Origin of the sequence: Diaphorobacter sp. LR2014-1 (assembly GCF_002916785.1) — a bacterium.
In the GTDB taxonomy this organism is placed as follows: Bacteria; Pseudomonadota; Gammaproteobacteria; order Burkholderiales; family Burkholderiaceae_C; genus Diaphorobacter; species Diaphorobacter nitroreducens.
This window is the reverse complement of record NZ_MTBE01000021.1, coordinates 1-22,827: the sequence shown is the minus strand read 5'-3', so window position 1 is coordinate 22,827 and position 22,827 is coordinate 1. Positions and strand designations below refer to the sequence as shown.

The 22,827-nt window shown below is 70.8% G+C and carries 27 protein-coding genes and 3 pseudogenes; 17 read left to right on the top strand and 13 right to left on the bottom strand.

Translation table 11 applies throughout. The features are described from left to right. Positions 1 to 30: 30 nt before the first annotated feature. From BV908_RS14295 to BV908_RS22220, 10 genes and pseudogenes are all read right to left on the bottom strand, one after another. The gene (locus BV908_RS14295; RefSeq protein WP_059400400.1) at positions 31 to 327 is read right to left on the bottom strand and encodes a hypothetical protein; all 297 of its coding nucleotides are present in this window, start codon (positions 325 to 327) and stop codon (positions 31 to 33) included. After that, positions 324 to 782, bottom strand: coding sequence for a hypothetical protein (locus BV908_RS14290; protein ID WP_059400401.1), 459 nt, complete (start codon positions 780 to 782; stop codon positions 324 to 326). The genes BV908_RS14295 and BV908_RS14290 overlap by 4 nt, the downstream gene beginning before the upstream one ends. Positions 783 to 870: 88 nt before the next feature. Further along, entirely contained in the window at positions 871 to 1,542 is a 672-nt protein-coding gene (locus BV908_RS14285; RefSeq protein WP_059400402.1) for a hypothetical protein, read from the bottom strand. Between the two features lie 87 nt (positions 1,543 to 1,629). Beyond that, positions 1,630 to 2,244 (bottom strand): hypothetical protein, encoded by a 615-nt coding sequence (locus tag BV908_RS14280; protein WP_059400403.1) that lies wholly within the window; start codon positions 2,242 to 2,244, stop codon positions 1,630 to 1,632. A 436-nt stretch (positions 2,245 to 2,680) separates the two neighbouring features. Then, a complete protein-coding gene (locus BV908_RS14275) occupies positions 2,681 to 3,010 on the bottom strand; it encodes a hypothetical protein (protein ID WP_059400404.1) in 330 nt (109 codons plus the stop codon). Beyond that, entirely contained in the window at positions 3,007 to 3,312 is a 306-nt protein-coding gene (locus tag BV908_RS14270) for a hypothetical protein (RefSeq protein ID WP_059400405.1), read from the bottom strand. Before BV908_RS14270 ends, BV908_RS14275 begins: the two co-directional genes overlap by 4 nt. A gap of 548 nt (positions 3,313 to 3,860) precedes the next feature. Then, on the bottom strand, positions 3,861 to 4,205 hold the full coding sequence (locus tag BV908_RS14265; RefSeq protein ID WP_059400406.1) for a hypothetical protein: 345 nt from the start codon (positions 4,203 to 4,205) through the stop codon (positions 3,861 to 3,863). A 59-nt stretch (positions 4,206 to 4,264) separates the two neighbouring features. Further along, entirely contained in the window at positions 4,265 to 4,726 is a 462-nt protein-coding gene (locus BV908_RS14260) for a hypothetical protein (protein WP_059400407.1), read from the bottom strand. Between the two features lies 1 nt (position 4,727). After that, entirely contained in the window at positions 4,728 to 5,009 is a 282-nt protein-coding gene (locus BV908_RS14255; protein WP_059400408.1) for a hypothetical protein, read from the bottom strand. A 260-nt stretch (positions 5,010 to 5,269) separates the two neighbouring features. Then, positions 5,270 to 5,686 (bottom strand): annotated as a pseudogene (locus BV908_RS22220) (error-prone DNA polymerase); the annotation flags it as partial. Between the two features lie 481 nt (positions 5,687 to 6,167). On the opposite strand from BV908_RS22220, the gene BV908_RS14245 reads away from it, so the two are divergent. The 6 genes from BV908_RS14245 to BV908_RS22805 all read left to right on the top strand — a co-directional run bounded on the left by BV908_RS14245 (position 6,168) and on the right by BV908_RS22805 (position 12,290). Further along, positions 6,168 to 6,878 carry a hypothetical protein gene (locus BV908_RS14245; RefSeq protein ID WP_059400410.1) on the top strand — a complete coding sequence of 237 codons (711 nt, stop codon included), beginning with the start codon at positions 6,168 to 6,170 and terminating at the stop codon, positions 6,876 to 6,878. Between the two features lie 334 nt (positions 6,879 to 7,212). Continuing rightward, complete coding sequence (locus BV908_RS14240; RefSeq protein WP_146052260.1) at positions 7,213 to 8,469, top strand: hypothetical protein; 1,257 nt, start codon at positions 7,213 to 7,215, stop codon at positions 8,467 to 8,469. Positions 8,470 to 8,671: 202 nt separating this feature from the next. Beyond that, positions 8,672 to 9,463: a hypothetical protein gene (locus BV908_RS14235; protein ID WP_059400412.1), complete on the top strand. Its 792-nt coding sequence runs from the start codon at positions 8,672 to 8,674 to the stop codon at positions 9,461 to 9,463. A 9-nt stretch (positions 9,464 to 9,472) separates the two neighbouring features. Further along, entirely contained in the window at positions 9,473 to 10,297 is an 825-nt protein-coding gene (locus BV908_RS22810; RefSeq protein WP_242455313.1) for a hypothetical protein, read from the top strand. 140 nt (positions 10,298 to 10,437) lie between these two features. Continuing rightward, complete coding sequence (locus BV908_RS14225; RefSeq protein ID WP_059400413.1) at positions 10,438 to 11,337, top strand: hypothetical protein; 900 nt, start codon at positions 10,438 to 10,440, stop codon at positions 11,335 to 11,337. A 443-nt stretch (positions 11,338 to 11,780) separates the two neighbouring features. After that, positions 11,781 to 12,290 carry a hypothetical protein gene (locus BV908_RS22805; RefSeq protein WP_242455314.1) on the top strand — a complete coding sequence of 170 codons (510 nt, stop codon included), beginning with the start codon at positions 11,781 to 11,783 and terminating at the stop codon, positions 12,288 to 12,290. Between the two features lie 51 nt (positions 12,291 to 12,341). On the opposite strand, the gene BV908_RS14215 is transcribed toward BV908_RS22805, so the two are convergent. Next, entirely contained in the window at positions 12,342 to 12,767 is a 426-nt protein-coding gene (locus BV908_RS14215) for a type II toxin-antitoxin system PemK/MazF family toxin (RefSeq protein ID WP_059400414.1), read from the bottom strand. Continuing rightward, the gene (locus BV908_RS14210) at positions 12,764 to 13,033 is read right to left on the bottom strand and encodes a hypothetical protein (protein ID WP_059400415.1); all 270 of its coding nucleotides are present in this window, start codon (positions 13,031 to 13,033) and stop codon (positions 12,764 to 12,766) included. The genes BV908_RS14215 and BV908_RS14210 overlap by 4 nt, the downstream gene beginning before the upstream one ends. Positions 13,034 to 13,171: 138 nt before the next feature. Between BV908_RS14210 and BV908_RS14205 the strand changes: the two genes are divergently transcribed. The 11 genes and pseudogenes from BV908_RS14205 (at position 13,172) to BV908_RS14160 (ending at position 21,565) form a co-directional block, all read left to right on the top strand. Further along, positions 13,172 to 13,501 (top strand): hypothetical protein, encoded by a 330-nt coding sequence (locus BV908_RS14205; protein ID WP_103738495.1) that lies wholly within the window; start codon positions 13,172 to 13,174, stop codon positions 13,499 to 13,501. Positions 13,502 to 13,542: 41 nt separating this feature from the next. After that, positions 13,543 to 13,821, top strand: coding sequence for a hypothetical protein (locus BV908_RS14200; RefSeq protein ID WP_059400417.1), 279 nt, complete (start codon positions 13,543 to 13,545; stop codon positions 13,819 to 13,821). Positions 13,822 to 13,938: 117 nt separating this feature from the next. Next, complete coding sequence (locus tag BV908_RS14195; protein ID WP_139222810.1) at positions 13,939 to 14,673, top strand: hypothetical protein; 735 nt, start codon at positions 13,939 to 13,941, stop codon at positions 14,671 to 14,673. After that, the gene (locus BV908_RS14190) at positions 14,670 to 15,626 is read left to right on the top strand and encodes a hypothetical protein (RefSeq protein ID WP_139222811.1); all 957 of its coding nucleotides are present in this window, start codon (positions 14,670 to 14,672) and stop codon (positions 15,624 to 15,626) included. The genes BV908_RS14195 and BV908_RS14190 overlap by 4 nt, the downstream gene beginning before the upstream one ends. A 144-nt stretch (positions 15,627 to 15,770) precedes the next feature. Next, entirely contained in the window at positions 15,771 to 17,573 is a 1,803-nt protein-coding gene (locus BV908_RS14185; RefSeq protein ID WP_059400420.1) for a helix-turn-helix domain-containing protein, read from the top strand. Positions 17,574 to 17,732: 159 nt separating this feature from the next. Next, a complete protein-coding gene (locus tag BV908_RS14180) occupies positions 17,733 to 18,773 on the top strand; it encodes an N-6 DNA methylase (protein ID WP_059400421.1) in 1,041 nt (346 codons plus the stop codon). Positions 18,774 to 19,022: 249 nt separating this feature from the next. Continuing rightward, positions 19,023 to 19,526: a hypothetical protein gene (locus BV908_RS14175; RefSeq protein WP_059400422.1), complete on the top strand. Its 504-nt coding sequence runs from the start codon at positions 19,023 to 19,025 to the stop codon at positions 19,524 to 19,526. A 41-nt stretch (positions 19,527 to 19,567) separates the two neighbouring features. Continuing rightward, the gene (locus BV908_RS14170; RefSeq protein ID WP_059400423.1) at positions 19,568 to 20,092 is read left to right on the top strand and encodes a hypothetical protein; all 525 of its coding nucleotides are present in this window, start codon (positions 19,568 to 19,570) and stop codon (positions 20,090 to 20,092) included. A 457-nt stretch (positions 20,093 to 20,549) separates the two neighbouring features. Next, a pseudogene (locus tag BV908_RS22915) lies at positions 20,550 to 20,678 on the top strand (hypothetical protein); the annotation flags it as partial. Between the two features lie 6 nt (positions 20,679 to 20,684). Then, positions 20,685 to 20,894: pseudogene (locus BV908_RS22800) on the top strand (sulfite reductase); the annotation flags it as partial. 137 nt (positions 20,895 to 21,031) lie between these two features. Further along, positions 21,032 to 21,565 (top strand): ATP-binding protein, encoded by a 534-nt coding sequence (locus BV908_RS14160; RefSeq protein ID WP_175518477.1) that lies wholly within the window; start codon positions 21,032 to 21,034, stop codon positions 21,563 to 21,565. Positions 21,566 to 21,659: 94 nt separating this feature from the next. Here the strand turns inward: BV908_RS14160 and BV908_RS14155 are convergent, their stop codons facing one another. Continuing rightward, positions 21,660 to 22,745: an IS630 family transposase gene (locus tag BV908_RS14155; RefSeq protein ID WP_011805018.1), complete on the bottom strand. Its 1,086-nt coding sequence runs from the start codon at positions 22,743 to 22,745 to the stop codon at positions 21,660 to 21,662. Between the last annotated feature and the right edge of the window lie 82 nt (positions 22,746 to 22,827).

Sequence of the window (22,827 nt, the reverse complement as noted above, 5' to 3'; positions counted from 1 at the left end):
CGGCTGTCCGCTTTTCGCACCGTGGCGCGGCTAGGGCCGGCTCGGCGGCTGCGGTGTGCCCAGCAATCCGGCGAGCAGCGCGTCGTCCCTGGAAGGCCCGCCGCTGCCGGCGGGCAGCCGCGCGACGGTGTATCCCTGGGCGCGAAGCTGGCGGATGACCTCCGGCGCGTGGTGCGAGAACACCTTGCCGGTGCCCTCGGTGTGCGCAGTCAGCACGCGCCAGGCGTCCTCGCCGGCCTTCGTGTTCGGCAGGAACAACGTGAACAGCCCGTCGTCGCGCCAGCCGAGGTCGGGTGGGCCCGCCGCGGGCTTCGGACCGCGGCTCATCGCCGGTCCCGCGCCGCGGGCGCTTCCGTGAAGGCGACGACCCATTCCTCGGCGCCGTCGTTCACGTGGCAGGCGATGGCGAAGCGCCGCTGGCGCTCCGTCACACACTCGGGAAAGTGCGCGATGAGGTGCGCCACGCAGCGCACGTCCCAGTGATCGATGAGGCGGTGGCCACGGCGCCGCACGTGCAGCAGCCACTGCGACCAGTCGGTCCGGCCGGCCAGCGCCTGCGATCGGGCCCGCTGCCCCAGGGGCGAGCGTTGCGCGCTCTCTGCCGCGAGCGCCCTCAGCACCGCGCGTTCCTCGGCTTCCAGCAGCGTGTAGGGAATGAGCATGCGCACGGCGCGGCCGCCATCGAAGCCGACCGCGCCGTGCGAGGGATCGCAACGGGCGATCCGCTGGTCCAGCGCGCACTTGGCGCGCTCCTTGAGCGTCTCGAAAGGGATCTCGTACATGGTGTCTCCAGGCCGCCGCCCGCCAAGGGGGTGGTGGCATCGGGAAGAAGGGAAGGCGGGACGGCCCGTCAGGGCCGCCGTTGCCGCCTCACTGAAAAATCCGCGGCTCCACGGTCTCGCCGCACATGAAGGCGAGGTAGGCGCCAGCCCGGCCCGCGTCGGAAAACGCGGCGGCGACGGTGCCGCCCTGCAGCACCTGCCAGGCACGCGCTTTCTCCTCGGGGGTGTGGCGCAGCGCCAGCTTCGGCAGGCGGTAGGCGCGGTGCCGGTAGAGGTCGCGGCCGGTGTCCCACTCGACGATGCGCAGCAGGCAATCGGTCAGGATGGACCCGCCGCCGCCGGCGCCCGGCTCGACCAGCAGCGGCACCTTGAGGGTGCCGGTGGAGCGGCCGATGCAGCCGACGACGCCGTGTTCCTCCAGCCAGCACCGGCCGGTGGCGGTGTCGCCGAGCATCAGCCGCACCTTGCGGCCGTCGCGGCGGCAGGCTTCCAGCACGCGCGCCGCCTGAGGATCGGTGCCCGGCCCGAAATACGTACACCCGGCCAGCGGCGAGCGCCCCCAGGCGTGGACAGCCGTGCAGTATCTGGCGTAGCCGGCGAGCGTTCCGTGCTCGCCCTCCGCGAAAGCCAGATCCCGGCGGCCGAGCCGCTCGGCGATCAGGTCGGCATGGCCGCGGGCATTGTCGAAGCCCAGGCAGCTGTAGCCGTCGCCGCTCGGGATGACGTACAGCTGCATATCGGCATTCAGCGTCACATCCATGGTGGATTCCTCCGGTGAAGGCGGAACCCGGCCCTGCGCGGGACGGGCCCCGCGGGGTGGGTGAATGGTGGCGCCGTGGTGCCGGTGTCAGGCGACCAGGCGCGCCGGACGGCGTGCCGCAGGGTCGGCGAACAGGCGCCGCAGCGCCGTGGGATCGCCAGCGGTCAGCGCCGCGCAGGCGTGCTCGACCGCGCTCTCCACCTCGGGCGTGCTGGGCTCGGTCGGCAGGATGCTGGCGAGCACCATGTCCTCGCCGCCGAGGAACCTCAGCTCGCCGTCCGCGGCGTGGTGCAGCACCTGCCACACGGGCCGGGGCTGCGCGCACAGGTGCCCACGCACCAGCTGCGCGGCCTGGGCGAGCGTCTCGGTGAGCTCGACCCGCTCCAGTTCGCCGACGTCATGGCTGTAGAAATGGACCAGGTGGTGGCTCGGCTGCAGCGCCGTGAGCGTGTCCAGCGGCGGGCCGCCGCGGACCACGGGCGCGCCATCCGGCGCCGCCATGGCCAGGGGCGCGGTCTCCACGTGCTGGCAGCGCTCCAGATGGTCGAGCTTGAGCAGCAGCGCATCGGCGTGCGCGCGGTGCTCGTGCGACAGGTGGGTGCGCATCGCGAGGATCTCCTGCGTCATCACGCGCAGCTCTTGAACGATGGCGCGCTCGGCGCGGCGCTCGATGGCGCACAGGATTTCGGTGATGTTGGGCATGGGATGGCCTTTCTGAAAACGAGATGGGCCGCGACCCGCGAGCGGGTACGGCACGTTTGCGCGGACAGGGCCGCTGAGAAGGGGGAGGCGCCGCGCTGGGCGCGGGCGCAGTGGCTGGGGCCGGCGGGGCCGGCAGGCGATCGGCCGCCCGAGGGCGGCGATGCAGAGGGCAGCGGTGCAGTGCACCAGGCGGGTAACGACCGCAACGCCCGAGGTGCTCGGGAACGCACAAGGCGTGCTCGGGCGCGGGCCCGACAAGCGCCTTCAGCATGCCAGGGGCCGCGCAGGCTGGCGAGAGGGCGGCCGCGCTCGCGGCCGGAAACGGCGCCCGCGCGCGCTGATTCAGGGTGGCGGATCAGGCGCCGGGCATGGACGCCGTGGCAGGCGGGGGGATGGGAACGGCACCGGCCCGCGCATGCGGGCCGGTGCCGTCGGATCACCCGGCCGCCAGCACCGTCGGTGGCTGATCGCCGTGGTGCTCGACGACCAGGTTGCCGATGTTGCGGCACTGGTCGAGGAAGATGCTCTCGATCATGCCGACCGGCACCGCGATCCCGAGCGCTTCCAGCCTGTCGGCCACGGTGTTGATGTCGGTCCAGTCGTGGGCCGGATCGTCGAGGCTGGCATAGAGGAACTGCTCGTCCTCCCAGGGCGGCAGGTCGGCATAGAGGACCTGCAGGAACAGCTCGCGCAGCGGCCGGTCGTAGCCCGCCACCACGGTGACCTTGCGGCCGCGGTGCTCCAGATGGGCGATGTGGCGGCTCATGGCGCGTCCTCCGCGCCGTCGAACGCCGGCAGGCCGTCGACGGCTGGCGCATCCGCGTCGAACTTGATCCACACGACCCCGGCGGGCCGCGCGATGCGGAAGATGGCGGCCAGATCGGGCTCCTCCGGCGTCGTGTCCTCGGTGCCCACGTGGACGAAGCCGCCGTAGTCGTTGGGGTACGCGACGATGGACAGCCTGCCTTCGGCGAGCCGCTCGCGTGTCGGGCCGCTGAGGTGGACGATCGAGATCGCCGCCAGGGGCTCCAGGTGGCGCAGCAGGGATCGGGACAGCGCGGTCCTCATGACGCGCCTCCCTGCGCCTTGGGCGCCGGCGTGCGTGGGCCGCGGGCCCGGCGGGCGCGGCGGAAGACCATGCCGCACTGGCGGCAACGGAACCAGGTGCTGCGCCCCAGCGATCCGAGGAGGCAGCCGTCGCCCTGGCAGACAGGGCAGGGCGGGAAGGTGGCATGCGGCATGCTCGCCTCCGCTCAGGACATCGTGGCCGGAGTCCGGCCGTGGACAGGATGGGTCATGGAGTTCTCCTTGCAGATGGGCAGGGAACGCCGCGACCCCAGCGGGAAGCAGCATTCCCGTGGGAAAGAGGGCGCGATGCGCCCGCGGTCTCTGGTGCAGATAACGCCTGCGGCGCCCGGCGTCGGCCGGGAGGGCTTCCGCAGGAAGGCGCGGAAGCAAGGGACCAGCAGATTGTGGGCGGCTCCCGCCGCTGCAGGAAGCCGCCGCCCACCGCTCGCCCGCGCAATGGCCCCCGTAGACGGGGCATTGCGCGTGGCGGCAGCGCTCGGGGGCGCGGCACGCGCAGCGGCCGGGGCGGGGTGGCGTCGGCAGACCGCTCAGGGACCCGACAGCGCCAGCAGCTCGGCATAGAGGGCTTCGGCGGCGCGGGCGGTGCGTGCCTGCGCGCACCGGTCGAACCAGGCGTGGCCTGCGGGCACGCTGAACCGGGCGCCGCCCCCCTGCGCGATGGTCGCCAGCACGCGGCTGACCCGCACGCTGTAGGTGCCGTCGTCGAACACGACGCGCGTGCCGTTCCACCCCAGGCCGAGGGCCTGGTTCATGGCCTCGGCCGTGGCCTGGAAAAGTGCTTCGTGGCTGGCGCCGGGGTTGGCGGCGCGAAGCGCCGTCTCCACCGAGTTCCAGAGATTCATCGCGCCTTCGATGGCGCTGGGAATGGACATGCGGTACTCCTTGCAACGGAAGGCGGCCAGGCGATGCCTGCCCGCCGGTGGATGTGGCTTCAGGGGCGCGGCGTGCCGGGAGGCTTCCCGGGGTCCACGACGCGGGCGTCCGGCCCGAAATGCAGGCCGCTGATCAGGTAGTGCCGGCCGGTGGCCAGTGCGCGCACCTCGATCGCGTTCGGCGTGTGGACGCGGGCGACCTCGCATTCGCCCAGCCGTTGCGTCGCGACGAGGTCTCCGATGCCCAGCGCGCCCTCCCGGGCGAGTCGCACCAGTCGCAGGGTGCCGGGCGGGACGGGCTCGCTCTGGGGCGGCTCGCTGTACGAGCCCAGGAAGCGGCGGCGGCAGATGTGCCGGGCCGATTCGCGGTTCTGCGCATCGACGGCTTCTCCGTAGGTCCTCGCGTAGCCGTCGAGCAATTCGTCGAGCATCGCCTCGGTGCGCAGCTCGGCGCAGGCGTCCAGCCGCTCGATGGCCACCTTGGCCCAGAGGGGGAGGTACCGGTAGGGGGTCGGGCCCATGTCAGTGCTCCGTCGCTGGGGAGGTCTCGTCGACTGGCTCCGCACCCAGGCGGGCCAGCAGGCGGTTCATCTGCGGGATGCCGAAGTCCTGCGGCTCGAAGGGGCGGCCTCCGGGGCACAGGCCTTCGGCCTGGACGCTCTGCAGCGCTTCGAGCTTGTCCGCGCGCAGGCGGTAGAGGGCGTCCACGACGAGCTGCGCGTCGTCGTCGCCGAGGACCTCTTCGAGGTCGGAGGGGTCTCGGTCCGGTGCCGCATCGGCACCGGCATGGTCGGGAGTGGGCATGGTGTTCTCCAGGTGAAAAGGGGAACACCCGCCTCCCCAGGGAAGCGGTGTTCCCAGGGGAGTCGGCGAGCGCGGGTCGCGCTCAGGTCGGGGCAGGTGACGTCTGCGGCGCCCGGCCAGGGCCGGGAGGCGCCTCCTTGAAGGAGACAGCGCGCGAGGTCATTGTGGGCATCGCCGGCGGCACGCGGCGCGGCGCAGCGCGCATGCCCGCGAAACCGCCCCAGTACGCGGGCGGTTCGGGTGGCGATGCGGCGCGGCCTTCAACGGAAATCCCGCGACGTCGTCGCCAGCCGCCCCAGCAGCGGCGTGAGGTCGGCCAGCCGGTGCGCGACGAGGTTCTTCACGTCGCCCTCGCGCTGCCATTTCCCGTACACCGCGGCCAGGCGCGAGCGCAGCACCTCGGGCCGCTGCTTTTCCCGCAGCGACTTCCACACGGTGACCTGCACGTTGCCGGTCTCGGCCTCGAGGCTGACGAAGATGGTGCCGTTGGCCGCCTCCGGCTGCCGGCGCACCGTGCCGATGCCGGCGCAGCGCACGAAACGGCCGTCGGGCACGTCCTCGAGGTCGGCCGCCCTGGCCAACTGGCGCCGGGCCAGGGCAGGGCGCAGCAGCGCCAGCGGGTGGCTGCGCAGCGTCAGGCCGACCGTGGCGTAGTCGTGGCCCAGCTCCCCGCCCTCCCTCCAGCGCTGCGGGCAGTGCCGGTGAGGGTGCTGCGGTGGTCGATCACCTTCCGCACGCCGCGGCGCTCGTCCCGCTGAAACAGTGCGCCGCCGCCGTGACCACCCGGCGTGCATCGCCCGGGCGTGGTGGCGGGCGTCCGCCAGCCGCGAGGCCCTGCGTAAGGATTGAAGGAAGTGGTGGCCAGTGATAGAGTGAACGCGCTTGCGGTGCCATGCACCGGCGTGGGCAAGCTGCCAGCCCGCTGGTCGATCCAGCGAATCGCAGCCCTCAGAGACCACGGACTCCCGCCCGTTGTGCGACCCCGCCGCCCTTCCGATGGACGGCCCGACACCCGACCCGCGGCATCCCTTTCCAGGATGGCCCGTTTCTTTGTGTCCCGCGTGCCTGCGCATGCGGGATCGTCTTACCCTTTCCGCGGGAAGCTGCCACTTCCCCGAAGGGATCGGCGTGGCCCCGCGCGTTCTTCAAGGAGCCACCATGACCCATCCCGAATCGAACCCGGGCGCTTCCGGCACTGAGCCCCGCGAGGTGCCTGCGGGCACAGCACCGCCGTCAGCGGCATGCGCATGCCCCGAGACCGCCGGTAGCCATCGCGCCGCGGCCCTCGCGGCGCTGCGGACCGATGGCCTGGCCATTGGCGAGTGCATCAGGACGCTGGCCGTCCCCAATGACGATCCCTACGTCACTGCGGCCCGCGAGGCCATCCGATGGGACGACGACGTGGAGATCGACGACGAGACGACCACCTCGGTCGGCGACGGCGGCGCCTGGGTCCTGGCGTGGCTGTGGGTCAGCGACCACCAGGCCGGCGTTCTCTCGCACAGCGAGATGCTGGAGGAACTGGCCGAGCACGCGGGCCAGGCCCTCGCCGCCGTCCACGGCCTCGACAAGGAGACCTTCGCGCTGCGCGAGAACCAGCTCCTCTGGCTGGAGGAACTGGTCACCCACCATGCCGAAGAGATCGATGCGATCACGTCGGTACGGCCCACGGCCGAACCCGGCGCCATCCTGTGGGTCGACGAGACGGGGAGCGCCCTGTGGTTCGTTCCTTCCGAGGCGCTGCTGCATCTGCTTGGGCTCGCCAGGAAGGCCGGCCTGGCGCCGAAGCTCGCCGAACATTGCGAGCGCTTCTGCGCGCAGTACGGCAGGACGCTGGACGCGGTTCTGACCGTGATCCCGCTGGGCTGATCCGGTCGGGACAGGCACAGGCGCCGCCGGCGTTGCATCGGCCAATGCCGGATGGCCTCGATTTTTCCGGGCTGGGCTTGCCTGCGTACGCGGCGGCTCGGCCCGCCCTGGCCGGCGCCTGCCGGCCTTCGCTCTGGGCACCGGACCGCCGTGCGCGGACCGGGCGCCAGACCTTCATCGCCGTCCGACGCGCCGATCGGGCGCCGGACATGTTTCAACCCCCGCGGGACGCACTCCCGCAGGGGGCGGCCCCGCGACCTGTTCAATGGGACCGTCAATGAACAAGCACCAAGTCATGGCTCTTTCCAACCTGCGGCCGGAGACGGTCGTTGCCGTGGAAGGAGTTCCGTTCACCAGCCGCGCGCTGGCACTGCCTGGCGTCGAGGCAGCACGCGAGTCGCTGTCCGAAGTCGCCCCCGGCGGCGCGGCCGATGCGGACGAAGGGATCGACGTCAAGGCCGGATGCCGCCTGGAGCCCGACACCGAGGCCCGCATGGTCGTGATGGAGCAATTCATCGTGGCCGGCGGCCTGTGCCACGACGACGATGCCGGGCACTGCAACCCCCTGACCGAAGACCAGGGCAACGGCAGCCTGTACCACCGCGGGCGCCGCGCGCGCCCTGGCGAGGAGGCGTCCTTTTTCGAGGCGCTGGGCCGCGACGGCGAGGGCAACAAGGACCTCGCCGCGGAATGCGTGTCCGACCTCCTGGCCGGACAGGTCTGCGCGTCGATCCGTTCGAACCGTTCGCTGATGGCGACACTCGGCAATCTGCTGCGCAGCCGTGGCCGGGCGGCCGCCAGCTGGGACGCGGTCCTCAAGACGGTCGCGCAGGCCATCCACCAGGAAGGCTGGGCGTACGCGCTGGACTACGTGGCGCAGTGGTTCCTCGACGTGCCGTGGTGGGCCGAGCTGCCGCAGGCCTGGCGCGACAAGCTCAAGGACCTGTCCAGCCTGCTCGACGAGCGCGAGGCCGAGGCCGCGTGGAAGCGCGCCCGCGCCGCGGGCCGCATCGGCAGCCCGCTCGCCGTCCTGCTCGACATCTACGAGCATGGTGGCGTGGTCTACAGCGTCGCGGGTCAGGGCATGCAATGCCCCTGGGACACGACGCGCGGCGGCGCCATCTGGGTGCCGGACCAGCAGGCCGAGGACAACATCCGTTGCAACGTGCTGCGGGCGCTGGGCGGCGGCGAGGTGCGCTGGTTCGGCGCCACCGGCGGCGGGAACGAACCGCCGGTCGTTCGCCATTCCAACGACGGCGGGCACACCTGGGACGGTGACCATGCGACCGAGGCCGGCCCTCTGGCCGCGTGGGCCGACGCGCGCGGCCTGAGCCTCGCGCCGGCCGAGCTCGCGGCCACGCTCGCCGAGGAGGCCACGCGCTACTGCCAGGCCGTGCTGGAGGAATACAACGCCTGGGTCAACGGCGAGGTCTACGGCGTCGTCGTCTACGTGCTAGACCGCGCCACCGGACGGCGCATCGAGGACCGCGACGAGGAATGCTGGGGCTTCATCGGCCATGCGTATGCCGAGGAGACCCTGGAGGACACGGTGCTGTCCACGGTGGTGCGCCTGGGCGCCGCGGCGCACTAGCCGCGCAACGGCTGCCGCGGCCGGCCACTGTCCCATCCGGGGCGTGGCGCCGTGGCACTTCACATCCGTTCAGTCCCGGCGTACGGGCTGGGCACAAAAGGCCGTAGGCGGCAAGGCGCCGCCGCGGCGTCATCGATCACCCCCCGGGGCGCCGTGCCCCTCGGGGGCAGGCCGCCCCTTCACTTCCTGAAGGAGAAATCACATGAGCAACGACATGAGAGATCTTGTCGACAGCCTCCTGGCGTACGCGCTGAGGTACGCCGCCGACGACGGCAAGGCCGCCAGCGCCAGTTGCTGGGACCTGGTCGCCCAGGCGCGGCGCTGCCTGCGCGAGACCGAGCACCAGCGTAGGCCGGGCGAGGACGCAGAGGATGCCGAGGCGAACCGCGGGACGGCGCGCGCGCGAGCGCTGAACGCGCTGCGCCGCGACGGCCTGACCATCGGCGAGTGCCTCCAAGTGCTCGCCGCGCCCGAAGACGACCCGTATGTCTCGGCGGCCCGCGAAGCCACGGCGTCGAACGCGGACATCCGGATCGACGTCCACACGGCCACGGCGCGCGGAGAGGGCGGCGCGTGGGTGCTGTCCTGGCTTTGGATCAGCGACCGCCAAGCCGGGGTGCTTTCGCACAGCCAGATGCTGGAGGAAGTGTGGCGGCGTGCGGGCGACCTGCTCACGGGCGCGCACGGGCTCGATGACGGTACGGCGTGGCTGAGGAACAACCAGGTGCTCTGGCTCGACGCCGTGTGCGCCAGGTTCTCCCGGGAGATCGACGGCGTCGAGGCCGCCCGGCCCGGCGCCGGATGCGGCCCCATCGTGTGGGTCGATGAGCGGCGGCGCGAACTGCGGTTCGTGCCCTCGGAGGCCGTGCTGCAACTGCTGGCGCTGGCGCGCCGGGCGGGGCTCGAGCGCCATGTGGCGGAGCACTGCGAGCGCTTCTGTTCGCTGCACGGCCGCGCGCTGGATGCGTTGCTAGCTTCCGTCCCGCTGCGCTGACGCGGCGCAATGAACAAGGAGATGGACATGCCTCGATATGGCGTTTTTCAAGATGGCGGTCGCTATGACGACCTGGGCACACTCTGCGAGGCGATCGGCCTCGCAGAAGAGTTGATGGGAGGCATCCCGGTCGGCGAGTGCTCGACCTTCACCGTGGAGCGCGACGGCCGACTGCTGGCGAGCGTGACGAACCGCCGCATCACCGGGACCTTCCACAAGGAATACTGGAGCGCAAGGGAGGAGGCGGTGGAGTGCGAAGCGCTCGAGTTCGACGCGACCGGCCACGTGCTACGCATGGCGGGCGGAGAGCTGCGCGCGCTGCGCGACAACCGGGATAGCAGCGACGCGGTGGGGCAGGCGCACGTGGCGTGGAACGGTCCTTTCCGGGTCACCCTCGTGGAATCGGTGTGCGAGTTCTTCGGCGTGGACGACGTGGCGGACATCACCGACGAGGCCCTCGCGTTCGCGCGCTGGCGCTGGTACGAGGAAGCGCCGGTGAAGGCCTGCGTCCATCTGACGGTGGCGCTGCAGGTCCGCGTCGCGGCGGGAGCGAGTCTCGCCGAGTTCGTCGGGCGCCTCGACTGGGGATTCCATTCGCGGACCGTCGGCGTCTCGGTCACCGACGCGGAGATCCTCGGCGCGGAGCAGCCCGGGGACCCGGACGCCGCCGCCTTGTCCGAGGACGAGATCGCTGACTTCCTGTGCCGGCGAATCGAGAACGGTGAGCTGGCCGCCGAGGACATTCCCGTGCGCCTCGCACGGTACGGGCTGATGCAGCCGCTCGCCTTCGTCGAGGAGATGCGGGAGCGCATGGCGTCGGAGAAGGGCGGATAGCCGTCCCTGGCAGGACATCGACGAACCGTGGATCCCCCGCGCAGCTCGGCTGCCGGGGGATCGTCGCGTCCGCAGGCGCCGCCGCGCTTGAAATGAAGGCGGCGCGCGGGAGACTGGACGCGCAAAGGAGCCATCCGGCCATGTCATCCATCCTCAGCTTTCCAGAGCGCGGCCCATGGGGCAACGCGCGCTACCGGGGCAATTGCTCCGGCCATGTCTACCGCGCCTTGTTCGAGATGCTGCGGCCCCGCAGCTTCTGCGATCCCATGGCGGGCAGCGGCACCTCGGTGGAGGTGGCGCGCGAGCTAGGCATCCTCGCCCACGGCCTGGACCTGCGCATGGGCTTCAACGCGCTGCGGCACTCGATCCTGGCCACCATCGGCGGCGAGCCCGTGGACGCCTGCATCTCGCACGTGCCCTATGGGCCCATGATCGTCTATTCGGGCGAGGTCTGGGGCACGCAGGCGCATCCGGACGACCTGAGCCGCTGCGCCGACGACGAGGACTTCCACGAGAAGCTGCAGGTCGTGCTGCTCAACCAGCGCGCCGCCGCGCGTCCCGGGGGGCACTACGGCACCATCATCGGGGACCGTCGGCAGGGCGGGCGCTATGTCTCCTACCAGGCCGAGGCCATCGCGCGCATGCCCTCGGACGAGCTCGCGGCTGTGCTGCTGAAGGCGCAGCACAACGTGCGCAGCGATGCGCGCGCCTATCGCGGCATGGCGCTGCCGCGCATCACGCACGAATACATCCTGCTGTGGCGGCGCCGCGAGACGACGGTGTTCGGCGTGCTGCGCGGACTCGCGGCGGGGGCGCACCAGCGGCTGCGCTCGACGTGGCGCGCCATCGTCCACCTGTGCCTCATGCAGTTGGGCGGGCAGGCGGAACTGGCCACGCTTTACGAGGCCGTGCGCGGCGCGGCGGCGAACCGCTGCGAGGCGAACCCGCATTGGCAGGCCAAGGTGCGCCAGGTGCTCAATCGCTCGGAGCATTGGTTCGAGTCGCCCGGGCGGGGCGTCTGGCGGCTCAAGGACGCCTGAGGCTTCGCGAGGCAGCCGCGCGCGGCGGAGGTGATCTTGTCCGCGGCGCCCGCGCGGTGGCCGGGCCGTGGAAGAAACACCCCGGGCGCAATGCATGCGGCCCGGGGTGGCAAGACGCTCCGCAGTGGCGGCGGAGCGCGGCCTGCTCGGGGAGGAAAGCAGGGGGCTCGGCCCGGTGCCGATCGTAGCAGCGGCATGGCCGGACCAGCACCCTTCGGACCGTTGGAGCCCCGAAGGCGGTGGGCCAGCGGGCCATTCGGGCGGGCGCGGGTGCGCCCTTGATGGCGCCGATGCCGGGGCCAGACTGGCCGCATGACCATACCGTCTCGCTCCACCAAAGCCCCTGCAGGGAACCGCCGCCCGCCGACGGCGGCAGCGCCGCGCACCGCGGTGCGCCGGCCACCGGGGCCGTGCGCCGCCGACGCGCCGGGGAGGTGACCGCCATGGGCTATCTCAATCCCTTGCTGCGCTTGCCGGCCGCGCAGGGCCTGCAGGCGCTGGGTGCCCCGGAGCGTGCAGCGCTGGCGCGGCTCCTGATGGATCTGCGCGCCCAGGCCAACGACGAGGCCGAGAACGCGTGGCGCCGCCGCAAAGGCCCCATGGCCTGCTATTGGCGCGCGGTCGCGACGTATGCCCGTCACATCGCCCACGTGCTGCGCATGCCCCGGCGCCCGCGCCGCAGCCACGGTGCGGATGCCACGATGGCGCTGCCCAAGATCCACGCGGCCGCCATGACCGCGCAGGACATCGTCGCCGTCTTCGAGGACCTGTCGGTCCGCAACCGCAACCCGCCGCTCGACGAGGCCGTCGTGGGGCTCGCGCGCTGGATGTCGCAACGGCGCACGCGCCTGACGGACGAGGACTTCACGGCGCTCGCCGCCGTGGGCGGCGCGATCTACGAAGCCGCGCTGCAGCACCGGATGGCGGCCGGGTCGTTCCCGTCGATCCGGTGAACGGCTGGAGCCCCGCCCAGGCGGGCGAAGTCCGGAGAGTCGCGACGGGCCTCAGAAGGCCTTGGGCTGACTCCTGGCCTCCAGGATGGCCGACTGCAGTTTGCGCTTCACCACGGCGTCCTGGAGGTCGAGCCGGCCCCGCCGGGGATGTTTCGGCGTCTTGCCAGGCGCAGGCGCGAACCAGGCATCATCGAAGGGCAGCCGGTGGTGGTTGACCAGGTCGAACTTGGTGGCCTTGGTCAGGCCTGTCTTGGCGCTGGCATCGATCACGAACTCGCCCGGATACACCGCCGTCGTGTTCTGCGAAGTGGCGTACGCCACCACGACGACGGAACCCGCGGGATCGTCGGCCGCTTCCTCGACCTGAAGCACCAGGGCCGGCCGGTCCTTGGGGCCCGGCACGCCCACTTGCTGGGGAAAGCGGCATTCGACGATGTCGCCGGGCTTCGGGCGGGGTGTCCAGTAGGTCGCGCTCACAGCAGCGAACCGATGACCCTGCCTTTGCCCTTGGGCTCGGCCTTCGCGATCGCCTGGTGCTGGGTCCGGGTGAGCGGCAGGAGCTTCTCCGTGTCCTGCTCGACAAGCACCTCGTCCCTGAGCCTGGCGAGCGCGTAGAGAACCGTCTGGGTCTCGTTGAAACCCAGTTTCCTGGCAATGGCCTTCAACGCGTCGCGCGACACCGTCGTGAGGGTGTCGTCCTTGAAGTTCAGCTTCAGCGGCTGCTGGCCGGTGGTGGTGGGCATCGCACGATCCTTGTCATTTCGGTATATGCATAGGATATATATTTTTAGGGCATCCTGCAAACCGCCCGCCACCGGGGGACGTCGAGCGCGGACAGGGGCCAGGGCTATGATCTTTCCAGTGAAACAAGGGGTATGAAGATGGCGGATACCAGTGGGCCGGACGCCTCGACGCAGGAAGAGGCGCAGGCGCAACGATGGCTGGACGAGCTCCGGCGCGAGGTGCGCAGCGCGGCCGAGGGGCGCACGTCCGACGTGCAGCGGGGCGCCGAATCGCCGGCCGTCGCCGCCGCCCTGTTCGACAAGTTCGGCGGCGGCATCTGTGCGGCCGCCCATGTCCTCGGCCTTGACACCGGTGGCCTGCAGCGCGAGGTCGATGCGCTCGCCCGCCAGATCGATCCCGACTTCGATGCCCATCGCAAAGCGCGCTGGGCGGCGCGGCCGGGGGCGTTCTCGTTCGAACGTGACTAGGTGAGAGGTGCCGAGCGGGGTGGTCGGCCGAGGCCGGGGCCGTGAACGCTGGCGCGCTCGACGCCTGGCTGCAGAACCAGGGCTACCGCCAGTTGCGGCGGATCGGCGGCGTGGTCTGCGGCGTCCGTCGCTTCAACTTCACCTTCGGCCTTGTGGTCGGCCTCACCTGGGAAGGCTACGAGCGCCGCTATTGCTACGGGCACGGACAGGACGCGCTCGCGGCGCTGGGCGCGTGGGACGGCGAGGACCATCCTTGCGGTCCATGGATCAAGTGCAAGGGCGCCGGCATCGACCTGCTCAACCCGGCCCTGCAGGTCTGAGGGCGGCTGCGGAGCGCCCACCGCATCGGGAAAGAGGCCGGCGCGCGGGAACCGGCCGCATGCGCCCTTGAAGGCGCAAGGCGAGGCGATAGCCTGGAAACACACAGGAGCCTCGCCATGCCATCTTCCCTTCTCGATCTTCCATCGCGCGACGCGCCGGCCAAGCGCCCGCCCTGGCCCGACTGCACGACGCGCAGACAGACGCCCTCATCGGCGCCGTCCGCACCCTGCGCGCACCCCGGGGCGTTGTCGGCCAAGCAGGCGCACCCGCACCCGCGTGAGGACGGGGTCGTCCCGCCGGCCGCCGCGCAAGCGTCCCTGCGCTGCCGCCTGTGCACCTGCATCCTCGGTGCGGAGGAGGACGACGACCCCTCGCTGGCGCTGTGCGGCGCCTGCAAGCGCCGGCCCGAGGCGCGCCGCCTGGGGCTGGGCCAGCCCGGCGCCTCGCCGCCCACGGCGCCCGCGGCCCTGGCCGCGCGCGCGCCGTCGGCGCCTGCGCGCGAGTTCACCGAAGCCGAGCGCGCGCTGATCCGCAAGGTGCACGGCTTCATGCCGGCCCAGCAGTTGCTCGCGCTGCTCAACGAGCGGCTCGCCTGCGACCTCGGCCCCGATGCCACGCCGTACGGCATGGACCAGCTGCATGCGCAGATCGGCACCTTCACGGCGGCAGCCCCTGCGGGCGGCCACGGCTGGGCGGCCCAGCGCAAGCTGATCGCCCAGGCGCGCCGCTCGGGGCTGCTGGCCGCCATCACGGAGCAGGTCATCGACGACTTCGCCGTGGTGTTCTCGCTGAACCCCAAGCAGGTGCTCTGCCTGCGCGACACGCTGCTGCAGCCGGAGGACGGGCAATGAACCACCCTATGGTCCCCCACGCCGTCATCCGGCGCGAAGAGATGCTGACCGCGCACCTGGACCTCGGCGGCGCGCCGATCGACCTGGCCGAGTACGCCACCACGGGCCTGCTGGCGGTCGCGGTTGGCCCGCGCGGCATGGGCAAGACCAATGCCGGCCTGCTGATGGCCGAGCAGCTGTCGGCCCAGGGCTGGGTCAGCGTGCTGATCGACCCTGAAAGCGAGATGGAGTCGCTCTACGGCGCGGCGGTGCGCGACGCGGAGCATCTGGCCGCGCTGCTGCAAAGCCGCGCGCAGTCCATCGTCGTGGTCAGCGCGCGCGATGCCACCGCGTTCCTGCCCTATGGCCGCGCCATCCTCGACGCGGCCGAGCGCATCCGAAAGCCGCTGTTCGTCGTGGTGGACGAGGGACAGTTGTTCAGCACCGCCAAGAAATGCGCCGAAGATGCGGGCGAGGCCGCCGGCATCATCAACGAGTTCGCCGGCCGGGGCCGCAAGCGCGCCCTCGACCTGTTCATCACTGCCTTGCGGTACACCGGCACGCTGCACCGCACGCTCTTCGCGAACAAGAACCTGACCTTGATCGGCTGCCAGGAGGACGCGACTGCCTGGGCGGCACTGGCGCCGCAGTTCCGGGCATCGCGCATCGAGTTCACGGACCTCAATGCGCTGGCGCCGGGCGAATTCTTCTGTCTCTCGCGCCGCGGCGTCGAGAAGGTGCGCATGCCGATGGCGCAGGCGTTGGCCAGGGTGGCGCCCAAGGCCCGGCCCGTGCGCCGGACCCTGCCGGCCACCTTCAGCCAATGGGACCGCGCCATGCGGGGCATCCCGACCGGGCGCCTGCAGGCCTTGACCGATCCGGTGGTGGGCCTGCTGGGCGCCATCGCGGGGCTGTCCACCCAGCAGATGCTGGCCGGCGCTGCCGCGCTGCAGGACGAACTGGAGACGCGATGATGGAACGGCACGATGCTGCCGCGCTTGTTCCGGGCGGCGCGGACGAGGAACCGCGCTGGGTGGACTTCGTGCTCGCGCACGGCTGGCGCGCGGCCGTGCACCATCTGGCCACCGTGCTCGGGGTCGCCCGAGGCGGTCGCGTCGGTGCGGCGGACGGGCGCCTGCGAGAGGCGGGACAGGCCGCTCGACTTCGCCGAACTGTTCGCCCTGCGGCACGGCCGCGCTCCGGCCGAGGAGGAATGGCCCGCGCCGCGCAGGACGGGGCGGGGCGGCTACGAGTGGCAGGCGCCGGAGGTCGCTCTGCTGGCTGGGCTGGTGGGCCAGCTCGGGACGGAAGAAATCGCGCAGGTGCTCACGGCGCGCCTGCGCGAACGCACGGGCGATGCGGCCGCCGAGCGCACCGCCGTGGCCGTGCAGGGGCGCGTCCATCTGATCGGCCTGCAGTCGGGCGACGTGCTCGGCGGCATCACGACCACCGAGGCCGGGCGCGAGGTTGGCTCGACGGCGCTGATCCACCAGGCCATCCGCAGCGGCGCGCTCGCCGCGCACAAGGTCGGCCGCCGGCTCGTGATACCGCACGCGGCCTGGGCCGCCTGGAAGGCGCAGCGCGCCGCGCCACCCGAGGGCTTCGTGCGCCTTGCATCCCTGCGCGAACCCCTGGGCATCCGCAGCGACAAACTGTCCGAGTTCGCGCGCATGGGCCATGTGCCGACGGCCCTGCGCTGCAACCCCTTCGGGGTGCCCGGGCCGTCCACGCAGTTCGGCACCTGGCACATCGCGGCCGACATGGCGCGCCAGCTCATCGCGGACCGGCGCGCGGGCCGGCCCATGCCCTGGCATGGCAAGCCCCTGGCCGACAACCTGCGGGCCACCTGGCGCCGGTGGCAGCAGCGGCGCCACCCCGAGGACTGCGCGACCTGCCGGGACATCTGGGGCGTGCAGGGGGCGCCGAAGGACTTCGACGACTTCGCGGCGCGCTACCCGGGCCTGGCCCAGGGCGCCAAGCGCCACCTGACGCGGCCCTGGACGCCCGGAAGCACGGTGGCGGAGGTGGCCGCGGCGGCCTGCTGCCCGCAGAGCCACGTGCGCCGCGCCATCGCCAGCGGCGTCCTGGCGGCCGCGTCCTGCAACGGCACGCTCTACGTGACCCGCACCGACGCCACGCGGTGGATCGCTCGCCGCTGCCCCAGCGGCGAGGGAGAACGGTCCTGGATCGCGCTGGAGACGGCCTGTCGCCAGTACCTGTTCACGCCGCGCGAACTGCGCCAGCACATCGCGGCGGGCACCCTGGGCTCCAAACACGGCACGGAGGGCGCGATGCGCGGCAGGGACTACGTGCTGCGCCAGCAGTGCGCGCAGTTGCGCGAGCGGCTGGGGTTCAGCGAAGCGGAGGCCGCGCGCCGCGTGGGCGTCTCCATCGAGCGCCTGCGCGTGCTGCTCGACGGGCTCACGTGGCGGACGGCCCGGGGCATCCCGCTGGTGACGGTGCAGGCGGCCATCAAGCGGCGGGAATCCCAGGAGGGCCACACGCTGGAAGAGGCGGCGGCACTGCTGGACGTGCCGCTGGCCTGGGTGAAGGCGCGCAAGCGCGACGGCACCGTCCGCGTGGCGCAGGCGCGCTGGGACCGGCGCCGCCAGTACCTCACCGGGCCGATGGTGGAGCGGCTGCGTGAAGCGCTGCGGCATCCCCAGGCAGTGCGCGAGCCGCAGGCCCCCGAATGGCTGAGCCTGGGCGCCGCCGCGCGCGAGGCCGGGGTGAGCGCCACAACCATCCAGCACTGGGTGAACGCAGGGGAGCTGGCGTACCGGGGCACGCCGGGCCAGCGGCGCTACCACCAGGAGGCCTTGCGCGCACGGGCCCGGCGCCACTGGGCCACCTGCCGGTTCCACCGCGCCCGGCGGCCGGCGTGGCTCGAGTGCGCGCAGGACCCGTCCCCGACCCCCTGAGCGGCAGCGCCGGCCTGGAGCCGCCATCGGCGCTGTCCGATGCGCCGGCGTCCAGGCCACGGCCCTGGCCGGGCCCCGCCGGACGCGGGGTTGATCCGCCTGCTTTGCCTTCGAACCTGTCTCCGACGCCTCGCCATCGCGAGGACGAAGGAGAACGTGATGAAGCAACACCCTTCCGGCCGGGAAGGCCGGGGAATCGAGGATCCACGGCGCGAGCTTGTCGCGCTGCTGCAGGGCATGGCGCCGCGCTGGAGCGTTCGCGACGTGTTCGCCGACTTCATCGAGCTGTCGTGCCTGTCGATCAGCAACGCGGTGGACAAGGCCCAGTTCGACCAGCGGGAGGCCCGCTACCACGACATCGTGAAGAAGTACCCGCGCGAGGACTTTGAGCGCTTTCCGCGCATGCTGGGGTACCTCTCCCTCGCGATGGAACAGTGCTGCGCGCAAGGCGAGTTCGAGGACCTGCTCGGCAGCCTGTACATGACGCTGGACCTGGGCAACGACAGGGCGGGCCAGGTGTTCACGCCGTTCCACGTCTCGCAGCTCATGGCGCGGGTCCTCGTGGGGGACGCGGCCGCCGCCAGGGGCGAGGTCGAAGCCAATGGCTTCGTCGACGTCATGGAGCCCGCCTGCGGGGCAGGGGGGATGGTGATCGCGATGGCCGACGCGCTGCATGCGGCGGGGCTGAACTACCAGCAGGTCCTGCACGCCACGTGCGTCGACATCGACGTGCGGTGCGTCCACATGAGTTTCCTGCAGCTCGCGCTGCTGCACATCCCGGCCGTCGTGGTGCATGGCAACTCGCTGAGCGGAGAGGTCTGGAGCCGGTGGCATACCCCGGCCCATGTGCTCGGCGGCTGGCGATACCGCCTGCAGCGCCGGTTCGCCAGCGAGGAGGCATCCGCGCCCGAGGGGCAACCGGCCGCTGGAGCCGGCACCGGCGAGGTGCCGCGGCATGGGGGCGATGGAGGCCACGGGGCTTCGGCGTCGGCGACGCGCACGCATGCCGCCGCCCGCGAGCCGGGCTCCGCGCCGCACCTGCCACGCGCGCACGTGCAGAGGCTGCTGTTCGGGCCTGACGGCACCCAGGATACGGCGCGGCCGCCGCCCGGCGGGGTTGAACCCGCGCGCAAGCGCGGGAAGCTTGGGCAACGCGGCGACAGCGGCCGCCCCGACGACGAAACACCCCCTTCATCATGAACACGACCCGATTCTGCGAAGAAGTGCGGCGCCTGCTGCAGGCCGATGGCTACGAGGTCCACCGTGGCCGGCCGGAGGACGGCGCCGATCTGGCCGGCGCGTGCTGGTTCACCTGGATGCGGCCGGGCATGGCTAGCGCCGAGGTCGGCCCCACGGTCGCAGGCGAGCGGGAGGCGTGGGCAGCGGCGCTCGCACCGCCTGGACAACAGCGCCATCGCGCTGCAGCGGCTCGAGACGCCCCTGCCGCCGATGGGCCCCTTCGAAGCCGCGCGCCTGCCCGATGGCGCGTTCAATCCGCGTGTGCTGGCCGCGCGCTTCGGGATCGACGTGGAAGCGGCGCGCGCGCAGGCTGCGGCGCTTAGGCGCCAGCGCGTCTACGTGAACGAGCGCTACCAGGTCAACGTCCAGCGGATCGCGGCGCCCTTCGGGCCGGACACCAGCGACATGCTCTGGCTGTCGATCAAGCGCCGCGACCGCGCGCCCATCCACGACTGGCGCGATCTGCAGCGGATCAAGAACGCCATCGTCGGCGAGGAGCACGAGGGCTTCGAGGTCTATCCGGCCGAGTCGCGGCTCGTGGACACGGCGAACCAGTTCCATCTGTGGGTCTTCGCCGACCCCCAGGTGCGGCTGCCGGTCGGGTTTCGCACCCGCGAGGTGATGGATGCGCGCGCCGCAGCGGCGCAGGGGGCCCGGCAGCGGCCGCTCGATGGCGCGGCCCCTCCCGCGCACGCTGCCAAGGATGAGGACTGAGCGGCCGCGAGGCCGCACCACCACACATAGGAGCATTTGCCATGGAAATCAGAATCACGGATGCCGACGGATTCGGTCGCCTGTCGCCGAAGGCGGACCTGGCCATCGTCGTCATCACCCGCGCCGACATCGAGGCCTTCCGCGTCGGCAGCACGGTCGAGCGGCTCCTGCTGTTCAGCGATGACGCGAACCAGGTGATGCGCTTCGCCGGCCGCATGGTGATCCAGGTCGAAGGCTACGACGACGATCCCCGGCCGCTGCCGCTGATCCCCGAATGCGTGCGCTTCTTCCGCGCGGTCGATGCGCAGTGGGGCTATTGGCTGCACTTCCTGCTGCCCCTGCCCGACCAGTTGAAGCTGATCGTGCTGATGCTGGTGGACGCGGAGCCGCAGCCCGGGCAGGGCGCCGCGGTCAGCTACCGGATGCGCGCGCCCGAACAGCTGGGCCGCGTGATGCACCGCCTGTTCCATGCGATGAACACGTTGCACGAGACCTTCGACGTGCCGCGCGCGCTCAATGAAGCGATGACCGAGGCGCTGGTGGCGGCGTTGGAGTTGCCGGGCTGACCCCGACCCCGGTCCTCAGCCTGTGCGTGCACTCGCCGCAGCAGCTTTCGCGGCGGGTGATGCTGATGCTGCTGCAGGTCGTGGAGGGTCGCACCGACGGCCTGTAGCCGCCGCCAGCATTCCGGTGCAGCGCACCAAGCCGGGCACTGCCGCATGTCGGCTGCTGCGTTCTGGTGCAGCAAGCGCAGGCTTGTCGGTGTACCGGCGCTATATCCGTGGAGGTATATCGCTGGCACAAGTCTTGCGACACCGGATCCATGATCTAGGCAGATCCATGGACCTCGCCCGATGTTGGGCGTGATTCAGGCAGGACAACGGCGTCCGCACGTTCCTTCATCGCTTCAGCGCGGTGGTCAGGAAGGTGCGGACGCGTTTTTTTTGCGCATTCGACAGGCTGCTGTTGCCGACCGCCGCAGGACCCCCTGCGCCGCGCGCAGCGGCTCTCCGGGAGGACGGGATGAACTCGGCGACCACGACCTCGGTGAAGACCGTGTGCCCCTATTGCGGGGTGGGCTGCGGCATGGCCCTGGACGTGCAGGGTGGCAAGGTGGTCAAAGTCTCCGGCATCAAGACCCACCCCACGAACTTCGGACGGTTGCGGGAGCAGGGCGCGCTGCTGTGGGCCTGGTTGCAGGAGGGCGCGCACTTCTATGTTTGCGGCGATGCCGGCCGCATGGCCAGGGACGTGGATGCAGCGCTCCGGCAGATCGTGCAGGAGCATGGCGCCATGACGGCGGATGCCGCCACGGACTACCTGGCCTGTATGTCGAGAGACCGGCGCTATGCCCGCGACGTCTATTGAGGAGAACGTGCGCTGCTGTTCAGAGCGCGCGGGACGACAGCCTCCCTGCAGCCCCGGCGGCAAGCTGGAGGCGAATGAGGAGGGCGCGCGTGCGGGGCCGCCCTTGAATGCGCGCTGTTCGCAGGGATGCTGGGAGCATGACAACCCGCCCTGGCTCCGTTCCCGCACCGCGCTTCGACATCGCCCGCGATCCCATGATCGACGCGGCACTGGCGGAGCACGCGCCGGCCTATGTGGGGGTGAGCGGTGGCAAGGACAGCCAGGCGCTCGCGTACCGCGTGTGCAGCCATCTCGACGCCATCGGGCATATGGGGCAGCGGGTCCTGATCCACAGCGACCTGGGCCGGATTGAGTGGAAGGATTCGGCGCCGGTGTGCGAGCGCCTCGCGCAAAGGCTGGGCTGGGAACTGGTGACCGTCCGCAGGCCGGCCGGCGACATGGTGGACCGCTGGGGGGTGCGCTGGGAGACCAACGTGCGGCGTTACCGAGCGCTGTCGTGCGTCAAGCTCATCATGCCGTGGAGTTCGGCGTCCTCCAGGTTCTGTACCAGTTATGGGGAACGAGACATTGTAAATAGCGCATGCCCCATGTCGAACTGCCATCCTCGAGCAGCAGCAAACGCAATTGGATTGCGACCTTACGGTCGGAGGCGAAGAGGAAGTGTGAATTGACACGAGAGTGTGTGTTGGAACCTCGTGAATCTGTTGGATTCAGCAGTGGGAGCAGGTGTTCACGGCTTTGCAAACTTTCAGCCCGGTCATCGCACTAGTGTCCTGAGTTAGAAATTCGCAGACAAAATCTTTCAACGCTTGCAAGGATGTCTTGGGCAGACTTGGCCCAGACGAATGGTTTTGGATCAGCGTTGTTGAGTTTGAGGTATTGGCGGATTGCTTGTTCGAGCTGTCTTGTTGATCTGTGCGTGCCGCGACGGATGTACTTCTCAGTGAGGGTAGCGAACCAACGCTCTACCTGGTTCAGCCAGGATGCCGAGGTGGGAGTGAAGTGCACGTGAAACCTGGGGTGTCTGGCGAACCATGCCCTGATTGAGGCGGTCTTGTGCGTGCCGTAGTTGTCCATCACCAGATGCACGTCCAGCCCCGCAGGCACGTTGGCTTCGATGGTACGCAGAAATTGCAGGAACTCCGCGCTGCGATGGCGCCGATGCAACTCCCCGATCACTTCGCCCGTGGCAATGTCCAGCGCCGCAAACAGCGTCGTCGTGCCGTGGCGCATGTAATCGTGGGTGCGCCGCTCGGCAATGCCCGGTGCCAGCGGTAGTATCGGCTGTGTGCGGTCCAGCGCCTGGATCTGGCTCTTCTCATCCACGCACAACACCATCGCCTTGAGCGGCGGATCCAGGTACAGGCCGACAATGTCGCGCACCTTCTCGACGAACAGCGGATCACTGGAGAGTTTGAATGTTTCCTGGCGGTGCGGCTGCAAGCCAAAAGCCCGCCAGATTCGGCTCACAGCCGTCTGTGACACATCCATGGCGCGCGCCATGCTGCGCGTGCTCCAGTGCGTGGCACCGGCGGGCACACACTCCAGCGTCTTGGCAATGACGGCATCGACTCGGGCATCGTCAATCGTACGCGGCGCACCCGGGCGCGGCGCATCAAACAGACCGTCCAGGCGCAGCTGGACAAACCGACCGCGCCACTTCGATACCGTTTGCTGAGTGACCCGTTGACGCGCTGCCACCACCTTGTTTTCCAGGCCCTCGGCACAGGCCAGCACAATGCGTGCTCGCAAGGCCAGGGCCTGCGCTGTCTTGCGACGCTTGGTCAGCGCGATCAGTTGTTCGCGCTCCGTCGCGCTCAACACCAATGGAGTCTTTGGTCTTCCGCTCATGGGCACCTCGTCGTGCAACACACTACACGACTGACTGCATTGGCAGAAAATAATTCAATGAATTTTTAACTCACGACACTAG